The 17,596-nt window shown below is 63.7% G+C and carries 14 protein-coding genes and 4 tRNA genes; 16 read left to right on the top strand and 2 right to left on the bottom strand.

The window, feature by feature from the left end:
- Positions 1–754 precede the first annotated feature (754 nt).
- From FN976_RS28385 to FN976_RS28435, 11 genes are all read left to right on the top strand, one after another.
- Positions 755–841, top strand: a tRNA-Leu gene (locus FN976_RS28385).
- A gap of 26 nt (positions 842–867) precedes the next feature.
- Positions 868–2,190: a trigger factor gene (gene tig, locus FN976_RS28390; protein ID WP_145897410.1), complete on the top strand. Its 1,323-nt coding sequence runs from the start codon at positions 868–870 to the stop codon at positions 2,188–2,190.
- A gap of 104 nt (positions 2,191–2,294) precedes the next feature.
- Entirely contained in the window at positions 2,295–2,903 is a 609-nt protein-coding gene (clpP, locus tag FN976_RS28395; protein WP_145897412.1) for an ATP-dependent Clp endopeptidase proteolytic subunit ClpP, read from the top strand.
- 129 nt (positions 2,904–3,032) lie between these two features.
- Positions 3,033–4,298 (top strand): ATP-dependent Clp protease ATP-binding subunit ClpX, encoded by a 1,266-nt coding sequence (gene clpX, locus FN976_RS28400; RefSeq protein ID WP_145897414.1) that lies wholly within the window; start codon positions 3,033–3,035, stop codon positions 4,296–4,298.
- Positions 4,299–4,417: 119 nt separating this feature from the next.
- A complete protein-coding gene (lon, locus tag FN976_RS28405; RefSeq protein ID WP_145897416.1) occupies positions 4,418–6,832 on the top strand; it encodes an endopeptidase La in 2,415 nt (804 codons plus the stop codon).
- A gap of 60 nt (positions 6,833–6,892) precedes the next feature.
- A tRNA-Gly gene (locus FN976_RS28410) sits at positions 6,893–6,968 on the top strand.
- Positions 6,969–7,014: 46 nt separating this feature from the next.
- Positions 7,015–7,088, top strand: a tRNA-Cys gene (locus tag FN976_RS28415).
- A 66-nt stretch (positions 7,089–7,154) separates the two neighbouring features.
- Positions 7,155–7,246: transfer RNA gene (locus FN976_RS28420), tRNA-Leu, on the top strand.
- Between the two features lie 46 nt (positions 7,247–7,292).
- Entirely contained in the window at positions 7,293–7,922 is a 630-nt protein-coding gene (locus tag FN976_RS28425) for a DUF6806 family protein (protein WP_145897418.1), read from the top strand.
- A 49-nt stretch (positions 7,923–7,971) separates the two neighbouring features.
- Complete coding sequence (locus FN976_RS28430; RefSeq protein ID WP_145897420.1) at positions 7,972–9,282, top strand: MFS transporter; 1,311 nt, start codon at positions 7,972–7,974, stop codon at positions 9,280–9,282.
- On the top strand, positions 9,282–10,460 hold the full coding sequence (locus FN976_RS28435; protein ID WP_145897422.1) for a lanthionine synthetase C family protein: 1,179 nt from the start codon (positions 9,282–9,284) through the stop codon (positions 10,458–10,460). The genes FN976_RS28430 and FN976_RS28435 overlap by 1 nt, the downstream gene beginning before the upstream one ends.
- Here the strand turns inward: FN976_RS28435 and murI are convergent.
- Entirely contained in the window at positions 10,457–11,236 is a 780-nt protein-coding gene (gene murI / locus FN976_RS28440) for a glutamate racemase (protein ID WP_145897424.1), read from the bottom strand. The two genes, FN976_RS28435 and murI, sit on opposite strands and share 4 nt — an antisense overlap.
- 44 nt (positions 11,237–11,280) lie before the next feature.
- On the bottom strand, positions 11,281–12,834 hold the full coding sequence (locus tag FN976_RS28445) for a fumarate hydratase (RefSeq protein WP_145897426.1): 1,554 nt from the start codon (positions 12,832–12,834) through the stop codon (positions 11,281–11,283).
- 210 nt (positions 12,835–13,044) lie between these two features.
- Between FN976_RS28445 and FN976_RS28450 the strand changes: the two genes are divergently transcribed.
- The 5 genes from FN976_RS28450 (at position 13,045) to FN976_RS28470 (ending at position 16,618) form a co-directional block, all read left to right on the top strand.
- A complete protein-coding gene (locus FN976_RS28450) occupies positions 13,045–14,265 on the top strand; it encodes a leucine-rich repeat domain-containing protein (RefSeq protein ID WP_145897428.1) in 1,221 nt (406 codons plus the stop codon).
- A gap of 35 nt (positions 14,266–14,300) precedes the next feature.
- A complete protein-coding gene (locus FN976_RS28455) occupies positions 14,301–14,543 on the top strand; it encodes a hypothetical protein (RefSeq protein WP_145897430.1) in 243 nt (80 codons plus the stop codon).
- Positions 14,544–14,567: 24 nt separating this feature from the next.
- Positions 14,568–14,996, top strand: a complete 429-nt coding sequence (locus FN976_RS28460; RefSeq protein ID WP_145897432.1) for a hypothetical protein — start codon at positions 14,568–14,570, stop codon at positions 14,994–14,996.
- Positions 14,997–15,054: 58 nt separating this feature from the next.
- Positions 15,055–16,134 (top strand): tyrosine-type recombinase/integrase, encoded by a 1,080-nt coding sequence (locus tag FN976_RS28465; protein ID WP_186511273.1) that lies wholly within the window; start codon positions 15,055–15,057, stop codon positions 16,132–16,134.
- Between the two features lie 220 nt (positions 16,135–16,354).
- On the top strand, positions 16,355–16,618 hold the full coding sequence (locus FN976_RS28470; RefSeq protein ID WP_145897436.1) for a hypothetical protein: 264 nt from the start codon (positions 16,355–16,357) through the stop codon (positions 16,616–16,618).
- Positions 16,619–17,596: the final 978 nt, after the last annotated feature.

Genomic DNA, 17,596 nt, shown 5'->3' on the forward strand with positions numbered 1-17,596 from the left:
TCACGTGGGGCCTCCATCGTCAGTGGTTGAACAGACCTCCACTTTGGCACTCGATGCCGTTTGATGCGAGGCCCCGCCCGACTGGCGGTGGCGGCGCGGCAGGGGTGGGAGGCGTCCATACCATCTCGCTCCGCGCCCTTTGGGCGCTGCGCTCAAACAGCGGCGGCGAGCATGAAACGGTCGCGTGTCTCGATACGCACCCTGCGGGTGCTCTCGTAGCCACGCTGGGCCGCGAGGGCGTGCGCCGCAGGCGCCTGGGCCCCTATGCGCGCCACAGCCCGGCCACGCGCGGCGTTGCAGATGCTTGGGGGGTATTCCACTGGTGGCGCGCTCAGATGGTGGCCGCAAAGCCGCACACGGGCGGGCTGTGGCGCGCATAGGGGCCCAGGCGCCTGCGACGGCCGGTCTTGCGGCCCAGCGCGGCTACGAGAGCGGCCCGCAGGGCCGCGGATCGAGCCGCGCGTACGTCATCATGCTCGCCGCCGCTGTTTGAGCAGAGCGCCCAAAGGGCGCGGCGCGAGTTTGGCGGCGGGGCCGCATGACCGGACGGCGCAGGGTATTCGGTAGGGCCGCGGGCGGCCCGACGAACGCCGTGCCAGCGCGCCACAGCCCGCCCGTGTGCGGCTTTGCCTCGCGAGGTCGTGGCAAGCTCAACGTAGCGCGAGGACCACTTCATCCCAAGTGGTAAAATCTTCGGTTGACCGGATTCGAGCGGGCGGCCCCCTGGCCGCCCGCTTTTCCCTTTCCAGTGACCGCGCGGGTGGCGAAATTGGTAGACGCACCAGGTTTAGGTCCTGACGCCAGCAATGGTGTGGGGGTTCGAGTCCCCCCCCGCGCACCACCGCATTTGACCCAAGAGAGAAGACCATGGCCGTGACCGTAGAGACCCTTGACAAGCTGGAACGCAAGATGACGCTGACGCTGCCCGTCAACGCGATCCAGTCCGAAGTCGATTCCCGCCTGAAGCGCCTGGCGCGCACCGTCAAGATGGACGGTTTCCGCCCCGGCAAGGTGCCGATGTCGGTCGTGGCCCAGCGCTACGGCTACTCCGTGCACTACGAGGTCATGAACGACAAGGTCGGCGAGGCGTTCAACGCGGCCGCCAACGAGGCCAAGCTGCGCGTCGCGGGCCAGCCCACGATCACCGAGAAGGAAGGCGCGCCCGAGGGGCAGCTGGCCTTCGATGCCGTTTTCGAGATCTATCCGGAAGTGAAGATCGCCGACCTGGCCGGCGCCGAGATCGAGAAGATCACGACCGAGGTCACCGACTCCGCCATCGACCGCACGCTGGAGATCCTGCGCAAGCAGCGCCGCACCTATGCGCAGCGTCCGCAAGACGCCGCCGCCCAGGACGGTGACCGCGTGACGGTGGACTTCGAAGGCAAGATCGACGGCGAACCGTTCGAGGGCGGCAAGGCCGAGGACTTCCAGTACATGGTCGGCGAAGGCCAGATGCTCAAGGAATTCGAGGACGCCGTGCGCGGCATGAAGACCGGCGAGAGCAAGACCTTCCAGCTGGCCTTTCCCGCCGACTACCACGGCAAGGACGTCGCCGGCAAGACCGCCGACTTCATGGTCACCGTGAAGAAGATCGAAGCCGCGAACCTGCCGGAAGTCAACGAAGCCTTCGCCAAGTCGCTCGGCATCGCCGACGCCACGGTGGACGGCCTGCGCGCCGACATCCGCAAGAACCTCGAGCGCGAGGTCAAGTTCCGCCTGCTGGCCCGCAACAAGCAGGCCGCCATGGACGCGCTGGTGGCAAAGGCCGAGCTGGACCTGCCGAAATCCATCGTGCAGGCCGAAGTCGACCGCCTGATCGAAGCGCAGCGCAACGAACTGAAGCAGCGCGGCTTGAAGGATGTGGAAAAGCTGCCGATCCCCGAGGAGATCGTGCGGCCCCAGGCCGAGAAGCGCGTGCGCCTGGGCCTGGTCGTGGCTGAACTCGTGCGTGCCAACAACCTGCAGGCCAAGCCGGAACAGATCAAGACCCACATCGACGAGCTGGCGGCCAGCTACGAGAAGCCCGGCGACGTCGTGCGCTGGTACTACGGCGACAACCGCCGCCTGGCCGAAGTCGAAGCCATCGTGATCGAGAACAACGTGACGGAATTCCTGCTTTCGCAGGCGAAGACCATCGAGAAGAAGATGGATTTCGACGAGCTGATGGGCCCGCAGGGCCAGCAGGCGTAAGCCACGCTGCTGCCGGCCGTGGGGTCTGGATGGTCTTGTCAAAGACCATCCAGACCCCATTTCCATTCAGGCTAAAGTACAGCCAGAACTGAAAGCACATCCCCATGAGCGCACTCGACACCCAGGCCCTCGGATTGATCCCGATGGTCATCGAACAGTCCGGCCGCGGCGAGCGGTCCTACGACATCTACTCGCGCCTGCTGCGGGAACGCGTCGTCTTCCTGGTCGGCCCGGTGAATGACCAGACGGCCAACCTGGTGGTCGCCCAGCTGCTGTTCCTGGAAAGCGAGAACCCCGACAAGGACATCTCGCTGTACATCAACTCCCCCGGCGGCAGCGTCAGCGCCGGCCTGGCGATCTACGACACCATGAACTTCATCAAGCCCTCGGTGTCGACGCTGTGCACCGGCATGGCGGCGAGCATGGGTGCTTTCCTGCTCGCCGCCGGCGAGAAGGGCAAGCGCTTCAGCCTGCCCAACTCGAAGATCATGATCCACCAGCCGCTGGGCGGCATGCAGGGCCAGGCCACGGACATCGAGATCCATGCGCGCGACATCATCAAGACCCGGGCGACGCTGAACCGGATCCTGGCGGAGCGCACCGGCCAGCCCCTGGAGCGGATCGAGCGCGACACCGAGCGCGACTACTTCCTGGAGGCCGAGGAAGCGAAGGCGTACGGGCTGGTCGACCAGGTGATCGCGAAGCGCCCTTGAGGGGGCGGCCCGCGGCCCTGAACGCGAAAGACCTCGCCGGTTGCACCGCAGCAACGGCGCCCCCGGGGAACCGCGGGCGCCGTTTGCTGTATGGTTATCATTGAAGCAAGTTACGAAGGCAAACAGCCCATGGCCGATCGAAAAGGCTCATCCAGCGAGAAAACGCTTTACTGCTCCTTCTGCGGCAAGAGCCAGCATGAAGTGAAGAAACTCATCGCCGGGCCCTCGGTCTTCATCTGCGACGAATGCATCGATCTCTGCAACGAGATCATCCGCGACGAGTTGCCCGCCGGCGACGAGACGCGCGAGGCGCGTGGCGACCTGCCCACGCCGAACGAGATCAAGACCAACCTCGACAACTACGTCATCGGCCAGGAAGCCGCCAAGCGCGCGCTGTCGGTCGCGGTCTACAACCACTACAAGCGGCTGCGCCACAAGGAGAAGGCCAAGAAGGACGACGTCGAGCTCACCAAGAGCAACATCCTCCTGATCGGCCCCACCGGCTCCGGCAAGACGCTGCTGGCCCAGACGCTCGCGCGCATGCTGGACGTGCCTTTCGTGATGGCCGACGCGACGACTCTGACCGAAGCCGGCTACGTCGGCGAGGACGTCGAGAACATCATCCAGAAGCTGCTGCAGAACTGCAATTACGAGGTGGAGCGAGCCCAGCGCGGCATCGTGTACATCGACGAGATCGACAAGATCTCCCGCAAGTCCGACAACCCCAGCATCACGCGGGACGTCTCGGGCGAGGGCGTGCAGCAGGCCCTGCTGAAGCTGGTGGAAGGCACCATGGCCAGCGTGCCGCCGCAGGGCGGCCGCAAGCACCCGAACCAGGATTTCCTGCAGATCGACACCACCAACATCCTGTTCATCTGCGGTGGCGCGTTCGCCGGGCTGGAGAAGGTGATCGAGCAACGCACCGAAGCCTCCGGCATCGGCTTCTCGGCCAAGGTCCGCAGCAAGAAGGAGCGCAGCCTCTCGGACATGTTCCGCGAGGTGGAGCCGGAGGACCTGATCAAGTTCGGCCTCATCCCCGAACTGGTGGGCCGGCTGCCGGTGGTCGCCACGCTGGCGGAACTGTCCGAGGACGCCCTGGTGCAGATCCTCACCGAGCCCAAGAATGCCATGGTCAAGCAGTACGCCAAGCTGCTGGCGATGGAAGGGGTCGACCTCGAGGTGAGGCCCAACGCGCTCAAGGCCATCGCCCGCAAGGCGCTGAACCGCAAGACCGGCGCCCGCGGCCTGCGCTCCATCCTGGAGCAGTCGCTCATCGACACCATGTTCGAGCTGCCGAACATCTCCAACGTGGAGAAGGTCGTGGTGGAGGAAAGTACCATCGACGAGAACAAGCCGCCCCTGCTGGTTTACAGGGAGGCTGCGAAAAAGGCGTGAGGCCAGGAAGGCCTGACTTTTTTGTGTCCAAACGGCCCTGGAGCCCGCATGGCGGCGCTGCCGGGTTGAAAATGTCCGATTGCCGGCCATCTATGGCTGAGAGAACCTAAAGGAACTGCATGTCCGGACATACCCCCCTGCCTGCCGACCCGCTGGACCTTCCCCTGCTGCCGCTGCGCGACGTCGTCGTGTTCCCGCACATGGTGATCCCGCTGTTCGTCGGCCGGCCCAAGAGCATCAAGGCGCTGGAAGCGGCCATGGAGGCCGAGCGGCGCATCATGCTCGTCGCCCAGAAGGCCGCCGCCAAGGATGAGCCTTCCGTCTCCGACATGTTCGAGGTCGGCTGCATCTCCACCATCCTGCAGATGCTGAAGCTGCCCGACGGCACCGTGAAGGTGCTGGTCGAAGGGCAGCAGCGCGCCCAGGTCAGCCGCATCACCGACGGCGCCGCGCACTTCACCGCCACCGTCGTGCCGGTGGAAGCGCTCTCCATGGACGAGAAATCCGCGGAGATCGAAGCCCTGCGCCGCGCGGTGCTCCAGCAGTTCGACCAGTACGTCAAGCTGAACAAGAAGATCCCGCCCGAGATCCTGACCTCGATCGCCTCGATCGACGATCCCGGCCGCCTGGCTGACACCATCGCCGCCCACCTGCCGCTGAAGCTCGACAACAAGCAGGTCGTGCTCGACCTGGCCGACGTGAAGGACCGCCTGGACAACCTGTTCGAGCAGATCGAGCGCGAAGTCGAGATCCTCAACGTCGACAAGCGCATCCGCGGCCGCGTGAAGCGCCAGATGGAGAAGAACCAGCGCGACTTCTACCTGAACGAGCAGGTCAAGGCCATCCAGAAGGAGCTCGGCGAGGGCGAGGAGGGCGCGGACATCGAGGAGATCGAGAAGAAGATCAAGCTCGCCAAGATGCCCAAGGAGGCCCGCAAGAAAGCCGACGCGGAACTCAAGAAGCTGAAGCTGATGTCGCCCATGTCGGCCGAGGCCACGGTGGTGCGCAACTACATCGACGTGCTCACCAACCTGCCGTGGGCCAAGAAGACCAAGATCAAGCACGACCTGCAATACGCGGAAGACGTGTTGAACGAGGACCACTGGGGCCTGGAGAAGGTCAAGGACCGCATCCTCGAATATCTCGCGGTGCAGCAGCGCGTCGACAAGGTCAAGGCGCCCATCCTGTGCCTGGTCGGCCCTCCGGGGGTCGGCAAGACCTCGCTCGGGCAGTCGATCGCCAAGGCGACCGGCCGCAAGTACGTGCGGCAGGCCCTGGGCGGCATGCGCGACGAAGCCGAGATCCGCGGCCACCGCCGCACCTACATCGGCGCGATGCCGGGCAAGGTGCTGCAGTCGCTGTCGAAGTCCGGCACGCGCAACCCGCTGTTCCTGCTCGACGAGATCGACAAGCTGGGCACCGACTTCCGCGGTGACCCCGCGAGCGCGCTGCTCGAGGTGCTGGACCCGGAGCAGAACCACACCTTCAGCGACCACTACGTCGAGGTCGACTTCGACCTGTCGGACGTGATGTTCGTGGCGACGTCGAACTCGATGAACATCCCGCCGGCGCTGCTGGACCGGATGGAAGTCATCCGCCTCTCGGGCTACACCGAGGACGAGAAGACCAACATCGCCATGCGCTACCTGCTGCCCAAGCAGATGAAGAACAACGGCGTGAAGGACAACGAGCTGGACATCACCGAGCCCGCGGTGCGCGACATCGTGCGCTACTACACACGTGAAGCCGGCGTGCGTTCGCTGGAACGCGAGCTGTCCAAGATCTGCCGCAAGGTGGTGAAGGGCCTGCAGCTGAAGAAGATGACGCCGAAGGTCGTGGTGACGGCGGAGAACCTCAACGACTTCCTCGGCGTGCGCAAGTTCACCTATGGCCGCGCCGAAGCGGCGAACCAGGTGGGGCAGGTGGTCGGTCTCGCGTGGACGGAAGTCGGCGGCGACCTGCTCACCATCGAGACGGCGCTGATGCCCGGCAAGGGCGTCATCACCCGCACGGGCTCGCTGGGCGACGTGATGAAGGAATCGGTGGAGGCCGCCCGCACCGTGGTGCGCAGCCGCTCGCGCCGCCTCGGCATCAAGGACGAGATGTTCGAGAAGAAGGACATCCACATCCACGTGCCCGATGGCGCCACGCCCAAGGACGGCCCCAGCGCGGGCGCCGCGATGACGACGGCCTTGGTCTCCGCGCTCACGGGCATTCCGGTACGCGCCGACGTGGCCATGACCGGCGAGATCACGCTGCGTGGCGAGGTCACGGCCATCGGCGGCCTGAAGGAGAAGCTGCTGGCAGCCCTGCGCGGCGGCATCAAGACGGTGCTGATCCCGGAAGAGAACGCGAAGGACCTGCAGGAAATACCCGAGAACGTGAAGAACGGCCTCGAGATCGTGCCGGTGAAGTGGATCGACAAGGTGCTCGAAGTCGCGCTGGAGCGCATGCCGACCGCGTTGACCGAGGAAGAAATCCAGGCGGCGACGCCGGTGGCCAAGACCGACGCGCCATTGGCGGTGAAGCACTGAAAACGGAATTCAGCCGCTTGTCAGGGGCCGCATTTTTTGTGGCTATAATTGCGGTCTTCCGCGGGAGTAGCTCAGTTGGTAGAGCGCAACCTTGCCAAGGTTGAGGTCGAGAGTTCGAGACTCTTCTCCCGCTCCAAATCCAGAAAAGGGAAGCTTCGGCTTCCCTTTTTGTTGGGAATTCTGGCGCGTTAGCAAAGCGGTTATGCAGCGGATTGCAAATCCGTTTAGCTCGGTTCGACTCCGGGACGCGCCTCCACCCCTTGCTGCAGCCCCGCCCCGGCGGGGCTGCTTCGTTTTCGCATTACAGTGGGCTGCGGTCGCAGCCTCGATGGTGAAATTGGTAGACACAGCGGACTTAAAATCCGCCGCTTCCTGAAAAGGGGCGTCCCGGTTCGATCCCGGGTCGAGGCACCAGAACAGGTCCAGAATAGAGAGTCTGGCGCACGAGCCGGAGAGCACCATGTCCCAATACGATGCCCCATTCGAGATCCACGTGCACGGCGATGTGCCGCTGCGCAAGGGGGTGACCTACGCGCAGCTGCAGGACGCCTTGAAGCCCCTGTGGACGTATGCCGGCGCCAAGTCGCTGGCCGACGGCGCCGGGAGCGCCTACGAGGAAGAGCCCGGCATCAAGTTCGACGCCACCGAGCAGCTGCTCACGATGTGCTGGACGGTCGCCGGCGACGAGGACTTCCGCCAGCAGCTCGATGAGATGTGCATGAGCCTCAACGAGCTGGCGGAAGAGGGCGCCGCCATCGAGATCACCTTCTACGACGCCGAGTTCGACGAGGAGGAGGCACCCGCCGAGGAAGAATCGCGTGACGACTTCGTCATGCTGTTCGTCGGCCCCACGCCCGCGGCCATCATGCAGGTCCAGCGCGACCTGCTGGTGCAGGACGTCGTGAACCTGATGGAACGCCACTTCGATGCCGCCGAACTCGATGGCGTGGTCGCCGAGGTGGACAAGCTGTTTGCCCAACGCTTCGACGCGCTGGTCAGCTCGCTGGAGCTGGGCAAGCCGCCCAAGGGCAGCGGCGGTCCCGGCAGCGGCGGGCATGGCGGCGGCCGCCGGCCGCGGCATTTGCATTAGACGCACGCGCGTACATCCGCCGCGCTACGATGCGCGGCAGGAGGCGCCCATGGCCCTGTTTTCCCCGGACGCGTTGAACCCCGGCGTGCGCAAGCGCGAGGTGTTCGGCTGGGCGATGTACGACTTCGCCAACTCGGGCTACACCACCGTCGTCATCACCGCCGTGTTCGCCGCGTACTTCGTGGGCGGCATCGCGCAGAAGGCCGAATGGGCCACCTTCGCCTGGACACTGGCGCTCAGCATCTCGTACGCCATCGTCATGGTCACGATGCCGACCATCGGCGCCTACGCCGACCTGCGCGCCGCCAAGAAGCGCATCCTGATGATCGTCACCGCGTGCTGCGTGGTCAGCACCGCGCTGCTCGCGTTCGCGCAGCCGGGCGGCGTGGTCCTCGCGATGGTGTTGATCATCGTTTCCAACACCTTCTACGTGTACGGCGAATCGCTCACCGCCGCCTTCCTGCCCGAACTGGCCCGCAAGGACTCCCTGGGCAAGGTGAGTGGCTGGGGCTGGGGCTTCGGCTACTTCGGCGGCATGCTGGCGCTGGGCATCTGCCTCGGCTACGTGCTGTGGGCGCAGGCCCAGGGCATCCCGGCGGCGGAGTTCGTGCCCGTGACGATGCTGATCACCGCCGGGCTCTATGGCGCCGCGTCCTTCGTCACCTTCCAGCTGCTGCAGGAGCGTGCGCAGCCGAACGCCGACGCGCTGCGCGAGAGCGGCTTCGCGGCGTCATGGGCGCAACTGAAGCGGACCTTCTCCCAGGCGCGCCGCTACCGCGATTTCATGTGGCTGCTGGCATGCGCCGTGTTCTACCAGGGCGGCGTCGCGGTGGCGATCGCGCTGGCGGCCATCTACGCCGAGAGCGTGATCGGTTTCAAGCCGCAGGAGACCATGGTGCTGATCTTCGTGCTGAACCTCGCGGCGGCCGCGGGCGCGTTCGCCTGGGGCTACCTGCAGGACCGCATCGGGCACAAGCTCGCGCTGGGCAGCACGCTGGTCGGCTGGATCCTCACCTGCGTCATCGCGGCGCTGTCGCAGACCAAGGGCCAGTTCTGGTGGGCGGCTGCGATCGCCGGGCTGTGCATGGGTTCCAGCCAATCCGCCGGCCGGGCCATGGCCGGCATGTTCGCGCCGCCGCGCCAGCTGGCGGAGTTCTACGGCTTGTGGACCTTCGCCATCCGTCTGGCCAGCATCATCGGCCCGCTCACGTATGGCGCCATCACCTGGGGCACCGGCGGCAACCAGCGGCTGGCGATCCTGTCCACCGCGGCGCTCTTCGTCATCGGCCTGGTGCTGCTGTTCAAGGTCGACGTGCAACGGGGCCGGCAAGCGGCGCTGGAAGGCGCCGTCCTGGCGTGATGCTCCACGACCCCGAAAGGCACGAGCCGCTCGCGGCGCCCGCCTGGGACGAGCAGGTGGCGCGGGGCGCCATCCAGCGCATCGCGGCCGGCACCGAAGCCGGGTTCCTCCCTGATACCGGCTGGCCCGTGCATCCGCTGGACGGCTCCAGGCCGAAGCCGGTCTCCGGCTTCTACCTCGGCGCCTGCGGCATCGTCTGGGCGCTCGAGTATTTGCGGGCGCGTGGGGCGATCAAGCTCACCGGCAACTACCGCCAATTCACAACCACCCTGCGCAGCAAGTCAGGCGAGGGCGGCTCCTACCTGTTCGGCAAGACGCCGGTGCTGCTGCTGCGGCACGGCCTCGAAGGGGATGGCGCCCACGCCAACGCGCTGGCCGTGCTGATCGAGCAGACGATGCATCACCCCGCGCGCGAGCTGATGTGGGGTTCGCCCGGCACCATGCTCGCCGCGCTGTTCATGCACCGTCGCACGGGGGAAGCGCCGTGGGCCGACCTGTTCCGCCGGACCGCCCACGTGCTCTGGTCGGAACTCCAATGGTCCGAGCAATGCAAGTGCCACTTCTGGACGCAAGACCTGCATGGCCAACGTTCGACCTACCTGGACGCCGTCCACGGCTTCGTCGCCACGGCTTCCGTGTTGATCCAGGGGCAGGACGTTCTGGACGACGCCTGGCCCGCATGGGCGGCGTGCATCGCCCAGACCGTGCGCGCCACCGCCGAATGGGAGGACGGGCTCGTCAACTGGCGCAAGCAGTTGGGATCCCGCGCCGGGGACGCGAAGTTGATGCAGTATTGCCACGGCGCGCCCGGGTTCGTTGTCTGCCTGGCCCGGCATCCGGACCCCGTTCTCGACGAGCTCCTGCTCGCCGCGGGCGAGGCCACCTGGCAAGCCGGGCCTTTGCGCAAGAGCAGCAACCTGTGTCACGGGACGGCCGGCAACGGCTACGCCTTCCTCAAGCTGTATCGCCGCACAGGCAACGCGCTCTGGCTGGAGCGCGCCCGCGCCTTCGCGATGCACGGCCTGGGCCAGGTGCAGCGGGCGCTGGAGGAGCATGCGCAGTGGCGCCACGGCCTGTGGACGGGCGACATCGGCTTCGCCATCTATCTCCTGGACTGCATCGAGGCGAAGGACCGCTTCCCCTCGCTCGACGTGTTCGATCCGCCGGGTGGGCTTTAACTCCCCAGCCAGCGCCCGGCTGCGGTTTGCAGTGCCAGCGGCTCGCCGCTGGTCAGCCATTCGGTGTGGCCGCGCCCCGATGGATTGAGCAGGCCGCGCGTTTCGAGCAGGCGATGCGTCTGGCGCGCGACCGGCTCCCCGGTCTCGACGAAGCGCACGGCCGGCCCGACCAGTGCGCGCAGCACGGCTTCGGCGAAGGGGTAGTGCGTGCAGCCCAGCACCAGCGTGTCGATCTCGCCCGGCGCCGTGCCGAAGCGGCCCGCCTGGGCCACGTAGCGCTCGCAGAGAGACTGGACCCGGACCGCGTCGCCGGCTTCGATCGCGGCGGCCAGGCCATCGCAAGGCTGCAGGATGAATTCGGCGCGGTGGCGCAGCGAGTCGTGAAGCCGGGCGAACTTCGCGCTGGCGAGCGTGCCGCGGGTCGCGAAGACGGCGACGCGGCCGGTGCGCGTCAGCGCCGCCGCCGGTTTCAGCGCGGGTTCCACGCCCACCGTGGGGAGCTCGGCATGGCGTTCCCGCAACAGGTGGACGGCCGCCGCAGTGGCCGTGTTGCACGCCACCACCAGGCTCTTCACGCGGTGCTGTTCCAGCATGTCGAGGGCGATGGCCAGCGAACGATCGCAGACGTAGTCGTCGCCCTTCTCGCCATAGGGCGCGTGGGCGGCGTCGGAGAAATAGACGAAGTCCTCGTGCGGCAGCTCCGCGCGCAAGGCGCGCAGGATCGACAGGCCGCCGACGCCGCTGTCGAAGACGCCAATGGGATGCTCGGGCCGCATGTCCCGGACTTTAGTGCGCGGCGGAGGGGCGGCGGTGTCGGACTTCAGGCCGCCGCGACCGGGATTTTCTTGAATTCGCCGGTCGCGATCCGCTTCTGCCACTCGGCCGGGCCGGTCACGTGCGCGCTGGTGCCGCCGGCGTCCACCGCCACCGTCACCGGCATGTCGACCACGTCGAACTCGTAGATGGCTTCCATGCCCAGGTCTTCGAAGCCGACCACTCGCGCCTGCTTGATCGCCTTGGACACCAGGTAGGCGGCGCCACCCACGGCCATCAGGTAGGCGCTCTTGTGCTTGCGGATGGCCTCGATGGCGACTGGGCCACGCTCGGACTTGCCGATCATCGTGATGAGGCCGGTCTGGGCCAGCATCATGTCGGTGAACTTGTCCATGCGGGTGGCGGTCGTCGGGCCGGCCGGGCCCACCACTTCGTCGCGCACCGGATCGACCGGGCCGACGTAATAGATCGCGCGGTTGGTGAAGTCCACCGGCAGCTTCTCGCCCTTGGCCAGCATGTCCTGGATGCGCTTGTGCGCGGCGTCGCGGCCGGTCAGCATCTTGCCGTTCAGCAGCAGCGTCTCGCCGGGCTTCCACGACGCGACTTCCTCGCGCGTCAGCGTGTTGAGGTCCACGCGCTTGCTCTTCTTGGTGTCGGGCATCCAGTTGACGTCGGGCCAGAGATCCAAGCTGGGCGCCTCCAGGTAGACCGGGCCGGAGCCGTCCATCACGAAGTGCGCATGGCGCGTCGCGGCGCAGTTCGGGATCATGGCCACTGGCTTGCTGGCGGCGTGTGTCGGGTACATCGCGATCTTCACGTCGAGCACGGTGGTGAGGCCGCCCAGGCCCTGCGCCCCGATGCCCAGTGCGTTGACCTTCTCGTACAGCTCCAGCCGCAGTTCCTCGACCTGCGACAGCTTCCCGCCCTTCGCCGACTTCGCCTGCAGCTCGTACATGTCGATGTCGTCCATCAACGATTCCTTGGCGAGCAGCATGGCCTTCTCGGCCGTGCCGCCGATGCCGATGCCCAGCATGCCCGGCGGGCACCAGCCGGCGCCCATGGTCGGCACCGTCTTCAGCACCCAGTCGACCACGCTGTCGCTGGGGTTGAGCATGATCATCTTGCTCTTGTTCTCGCTGCCGCCGCCCTTGGCCGCCACGGTCACGTCCAGCTTGTCGCCGGGCACGATCTGCACGTTGATGACGGCGGGCGTGTTGTCCTTGGTGTTCTTGCGGGCGAACTGCGGGTCGGCCACGACCGAGGCGCGCAGGCGGTTCTCGGCCAGGTCGTAGCCGCGGCGCACGCCTTCGTTGATCGCGTCTTCCAGGCCGCCGGTGAAGCCTTCCCAGCGCACGTCCATGCCGACCTTCAGGAACACGTTGACGATGCCCGTGTCCTGGCACAGCGGCCGGTGGCCGACCGCGCTCATGCGGCTGTTCGTCAGAATCTGCGCGATCGCGTCCCGGGCCGCCGGGCTCTGCTCACGTTCGTAGGCGCGGGCCAGGTGGGCGATGAAATCGGCGGGGTGGTAGTAGCTGATGTACTGCAGGGCGGCTGCGACCGACTCGATCAGGTCGGCTGCTTTGATGGTGGTCGGCATGGTGATGAGACGGTAAAGAGGGGCTCTACCGGATTATCCCAGACGCTGTTGAGCCTACTTAGCCACGCTTCGGCGGCACTTGAGACGCTTGGGGCGACGCTGCTGCAACGCTGTGCACCTGTACAAAATCAGCACAAACGCGGGTTGCCGCTGGGCAGGGCAGCCAGTCACAATGCGTAACTCAGCAGCAGAAGCAGTTTCGGAGGGTGCGTGTTCGGTTTGTTTAGAAAAAAGACTCAACTTCAACAACTCATTGATAAGGACGGAATCGAGCACGCCACGGATCGATTTGCGGAAATCGTGTCGGGAAAGTTGCGCACAAGGGAGCTTGCCTACAAGTTCATCCTCGAAGAGTTGGATGGCGCAAGTCAGGGCAACGAAGCCTCGCAGGCCTTTGCAAGGAACAGCGGCATACCCGCTAGTGCATACAAGGGAGCACTCGGCAACTCAGATGCGGAATTTGACGGCCCGGAGGGACCGCAACAGCTTCTGCTCGCGCTCTCCATGCAGCTGACGCCGAATCAAGAACTGATGGCGAACTTCAGGTGCAGAGTCGACGACAACGTGATGAAGCGCTTCAGGCTGGGCAAGTACGCTTCTAAAGACGAGCAGGTTGTGAATCTGTTCGGAGACTTGAAGAGCTTGCTCCTATCGGATGACAGTGTGGTGCCAGCGTTGCATCCCGACATTCCTGCACCAGAAGGGGCGACGAAGCGACACGTCTCTCGGAGAGAAAACAACCTTACTGCGGCTAAGGAGCTGATTTCGAGGCTCACGACCCTTACCGGAGAGTCGAGCCGAGGGATCGTGCTGAAAGCCATCGGATCTGCAGTTCAGGACGATGGGTGGATGGCGGGCCTGATTGAGTGGGCCAAGTCGAACAACCTTCCGCCCCGCGAATTGATCGAAGTAGGCATTCTGCAGCAGCAGGAATACGTTGGATTTCCTTCGGATGAGCAGTCGCTGACCCAACTCTCTAAGAATTCCAAGTTTCGGAAGGGATCAATCTTTGAAGACCACAAGGCGTTAGAGATCAATCTGAATTTCACCCCGCTTACATGTCTGCCAAAGGAATTCTGCAGGCTAAGTGCGGTGCACGTTCTCTACATGCACGGGTGCGAGCTTGAAGAGCTGCCGGAGGAAATCGGCCAGTTGTCGAATCTCTACACGATTGACTTGGGAAAGAACAAGCTCACTAGATTGCCGGATAGCCTGTGCTCGTTGTCCCGGCTTGAAGCACTGAACTTGCACGGGAACAATCTCAAGTGCCTTCCGAAATCCATCGTGCATATGGAGAGCTTGTCCAACGTGAACCTGTCGGGAAATCCTGAGTTGTTGTTGACCAGCGAGCAGAAGGAGTGGCTTTCCTCGTTCTCCGAAGACGACATCTTTGTTGACGACGACTTGCTCTCTAGACCCGCTTTGGCCTAAGCGCCTGAGTCATCACTTTCGAATGAAGGAGTTTTATGCCGAAGCTTGAAGATAAGGTCCAACTGCAAGATGGAGAGCGACTGGAGCTTGTTACTCACAGGTCTAAAGGAACGCTGTCGGAAACGGACATCTTCGAGTACGCGGTCGTAAACGCCGCAGGCGTGAAGGTTGGGTCAGTTGTTCATACGGATCACACAGCGATCAAGGGCTTCCAGCGGACTCAAACGGTTGAACAGAGGGATGCTCAGGGGAAGATGGTCGTCGATGCAGTTTGGTAGTTAATTTATAGTCGTGCGAAGCCCGTGAACGACTCTCACAAATCGCGGACTCGAAGCGCCTGGAAGCTCGCTACGTTCGCCGTCGGGTTCGCTTGGCTACTGTGGGGCGCTGCATTCTGGAGCTATCCCGATTGGGACTACGGCGTGTCAATCGTGATGGCAGGCTCCACGTACTTGTCAGCCGAATGGGCCGTGGCGGCATTGATGGAACGCAAGTACCGGCGATGGCCTGCGGCCGTACTGCTTGCTTGGTGGTGCGTTGACGGGAGCTATCTCGCCTATTGGAGCGTTGTCAATCCGACCGTGATGATCCGCGAAGGCCAATGGGCAATGAGCCTTTGCCTCTTCCTTCTCTGCGGATTTGTTTGGCGCATCAAGCCGGATGCGGTTCTGGCCGAGGTGCGGGAGCGTCGGCATGCCGGCCTTCTGCTGAAGTCAGACCCCAACAAATAGTTGATCCCATAGCCACCTGAACGCATCCTCCGTCGTGTTAAACGACATCGAGGATGCAATGGCACTGACGGAACGCAACGGAATCTGGCACTGGCGCAAAGTCGTCCAGGGCCACACGTTCGCGCGTAGCACCAAGACCGGCGACAAGAAGCTGGCCGAGCAGATCGCAGCCCTTTGGGAAGCGGAAGCGATCAAAGAAGTCGTCCTCAAGGGCACGAAGCCCGTCCTGCTGCACTCGGTTATCAAGGCGTTCCTTGATGCAAGGAAGGGGACCGGAGGGCACGCCAACGCGCAAGTCCACCTGAAGCACTTCCTTGCGCTGCCGAATGTCCGCATGGGCGACCTGACCCTTGCGCAACTCCAAGGCATCATCCAGAAGCGGCGCGATGCCGGAGCCTCACACAATACGCTCTGCGTCTCCGTAAGCTACTGGAACGCCGTTGTTCGGTTCGCCGAAGAGCAGAAGTGGGCGACGGCCGTGAAGCTTCCGCGCTTGTACCCTGAAAAGACCCGGCTGCGATATTTGTCGGCGGAAGAAGAAGCCGCGTTGTTCGCAGCAATTGACCCGAAGGCCAAGTACCCCGGCAAGTGCGCTCGCACGGACAAGGCCCGGCAAGACAACACGGACTTGCTGATTGGCTTGTTGCATACAGGCGCTCGTTACCGCGAGATCGCGCGGATGACCTGGTCGCAAGTCGATCTGGACGGGCGTAAGGTGCGCATACACCGTCAGAAGGGGGGAACTGACAGCACGTTGGTCATGAGTGACCAACTGCATGCGATGCTTGCACGCCGGAAAGCGGTTGCGGCCGACCAGTGGGTGTTCCCGACGAAGCGCCGACACAACAACAATTACGCCTGGCTGCGTGCGGCGCTGGAGCGCATCGGCGTAACGGCAGAAGCCGGCAAGGTCACGCTCCACACGGCTCGCCATACGTTCGCGTCTCGCATGTTGAACAGCGGCATGTCCCTTGTAGAGGTGCAAGGGCTGCTCGGACACCGCAACATTCAGTCCACGATGGTCTACAGCCACGTTGAGACGGGCGCAGTGGCGGAGAAAGCTGCCCGCGTGTTGGACGGAATGCGGCGACCCGCACCGCACGGAGCCACAAGTCCCAAGCTGACGGTCGTGCGGTAATCGACTTGCACTGGTTCTTTTTCTGGATCGTTGTTGTCCTAGTGCTGCCGGATGTCCTGCGCTTCATCAGGTGGTTGCTGGTGACAGGCTTCAAGCTGTTCCTCTGGCTATTCGCGCTCGGACTCGTCATGACACTATTCGACTGAGGCCGCAGACAAAGACAACAACTTTCTTGATTTCCGCTCCGTTTGGGTAAATACGGGCGAAATAGGAGAAAGTGATGCGGTACAAGGAATTTCTGAATATTCCAGAAGCTCTCGTTGTCAGCCCGCGGAGCGCCGATTCGCAGAAGAAAAGGGCCCGGCGCTCGAAGAAGCGCGTGCTAACGCCAGACCAGCAGGACGCCTTGGAGCAGCTGCAGGCCCTCAATAGACGCCGTATCGAGTCGCTGGCCGACCAAGTGCACCGGGAACTGCGTCGCTACATGACAGCAGGCGAACTGGTACGTCACGAGCTTGAATCCCGGCTAGGAGACATCCGCTGAAATATTCAGCATGAGTCTTGAGGCAGGAAAATACGTGCCTGACCCCGTGCAATATAAGTTGTACTGCATGCCTCTGGCAAAGCCAGAAGGCACGCGGTTTTGCCAAGGGCTTGCCGCAGTGTGCAGGTTTCGCGCGTTCCGCGTGATTCCTGCCAAGAAACTCAATACCTTTCGCTTAAATATGGCCTTGAATTTGGAAGGTGGAAATAATGCGACGGCAAGCCGAGTGCGTAGACTGGTTTGCTAAATACCAATGCCAGCAACGATCAAGGTTGCGCGAAGTTTTCCGGCTGCACACCAGAATGTCAGCTGCTTGAAGAAGAAACCCCGCGATGCTTGATCCATCGCGGGGTTTCATCCTTTGCGCCTTATCGTTGCTGCCGGAGCTTGTACAACCGGGTGAGCGTCAATGCAGTTCGTCCTGAGACTGCCGTACTGCAAGAGGGACCAGTTTTACACTTACAAGGGTGGTTCTGTAAAAACGGTCATGGCAACGACCCGCACACACGACCCTTGCAGCCAACCTGAATTACAAGAATAACAAAGCCGCAGGTGATCGCGTTCTCTCGATGCGATCAGTAAACGACCTCCTGAAAAGGGTGAAGACACGGAGTTGCTGCAACGCCAATGCAGCTTGGAGTCTCCGCAGCGCAAGCTGATTGAAAACTCGGTCGATAAGTTGGTTAGGGATGCGAGGATAGTACGGATGCCGCAAGTACGCGGTGAATGCAGTCTGCAACTGCATCTGTGCTGGTTGTAGCGTCACGTGCTCTGTACGTGTCTGTCTCCCAGCATTCATCACGAAGGTCCTCAAGAGCTTCATGGACTCTGTTCATGATCGTCGTAGGTGTCTGAACCGCCCCGGGTTTCGTGGAGGCTGGTTGGTGTGAGTCAGACCGGGATGGTCTGGTGACTTCGGCTTTCGGATTCTCCTTTCTTCAAGCCCCCCGCAGGGGCCGCCGGAGGCCCCCCAGGTCG

The sequence above is a fragment of the Caenimonas sedimenti genome (assembly GCF_007833165.1).
Lineage (GTDB): Bacteria > Pseudomonadota > Gammaproteobacteria > Burkholderiales > Burkholderiaceae_C > Ramlibacter > Ramlibacter sedimenti.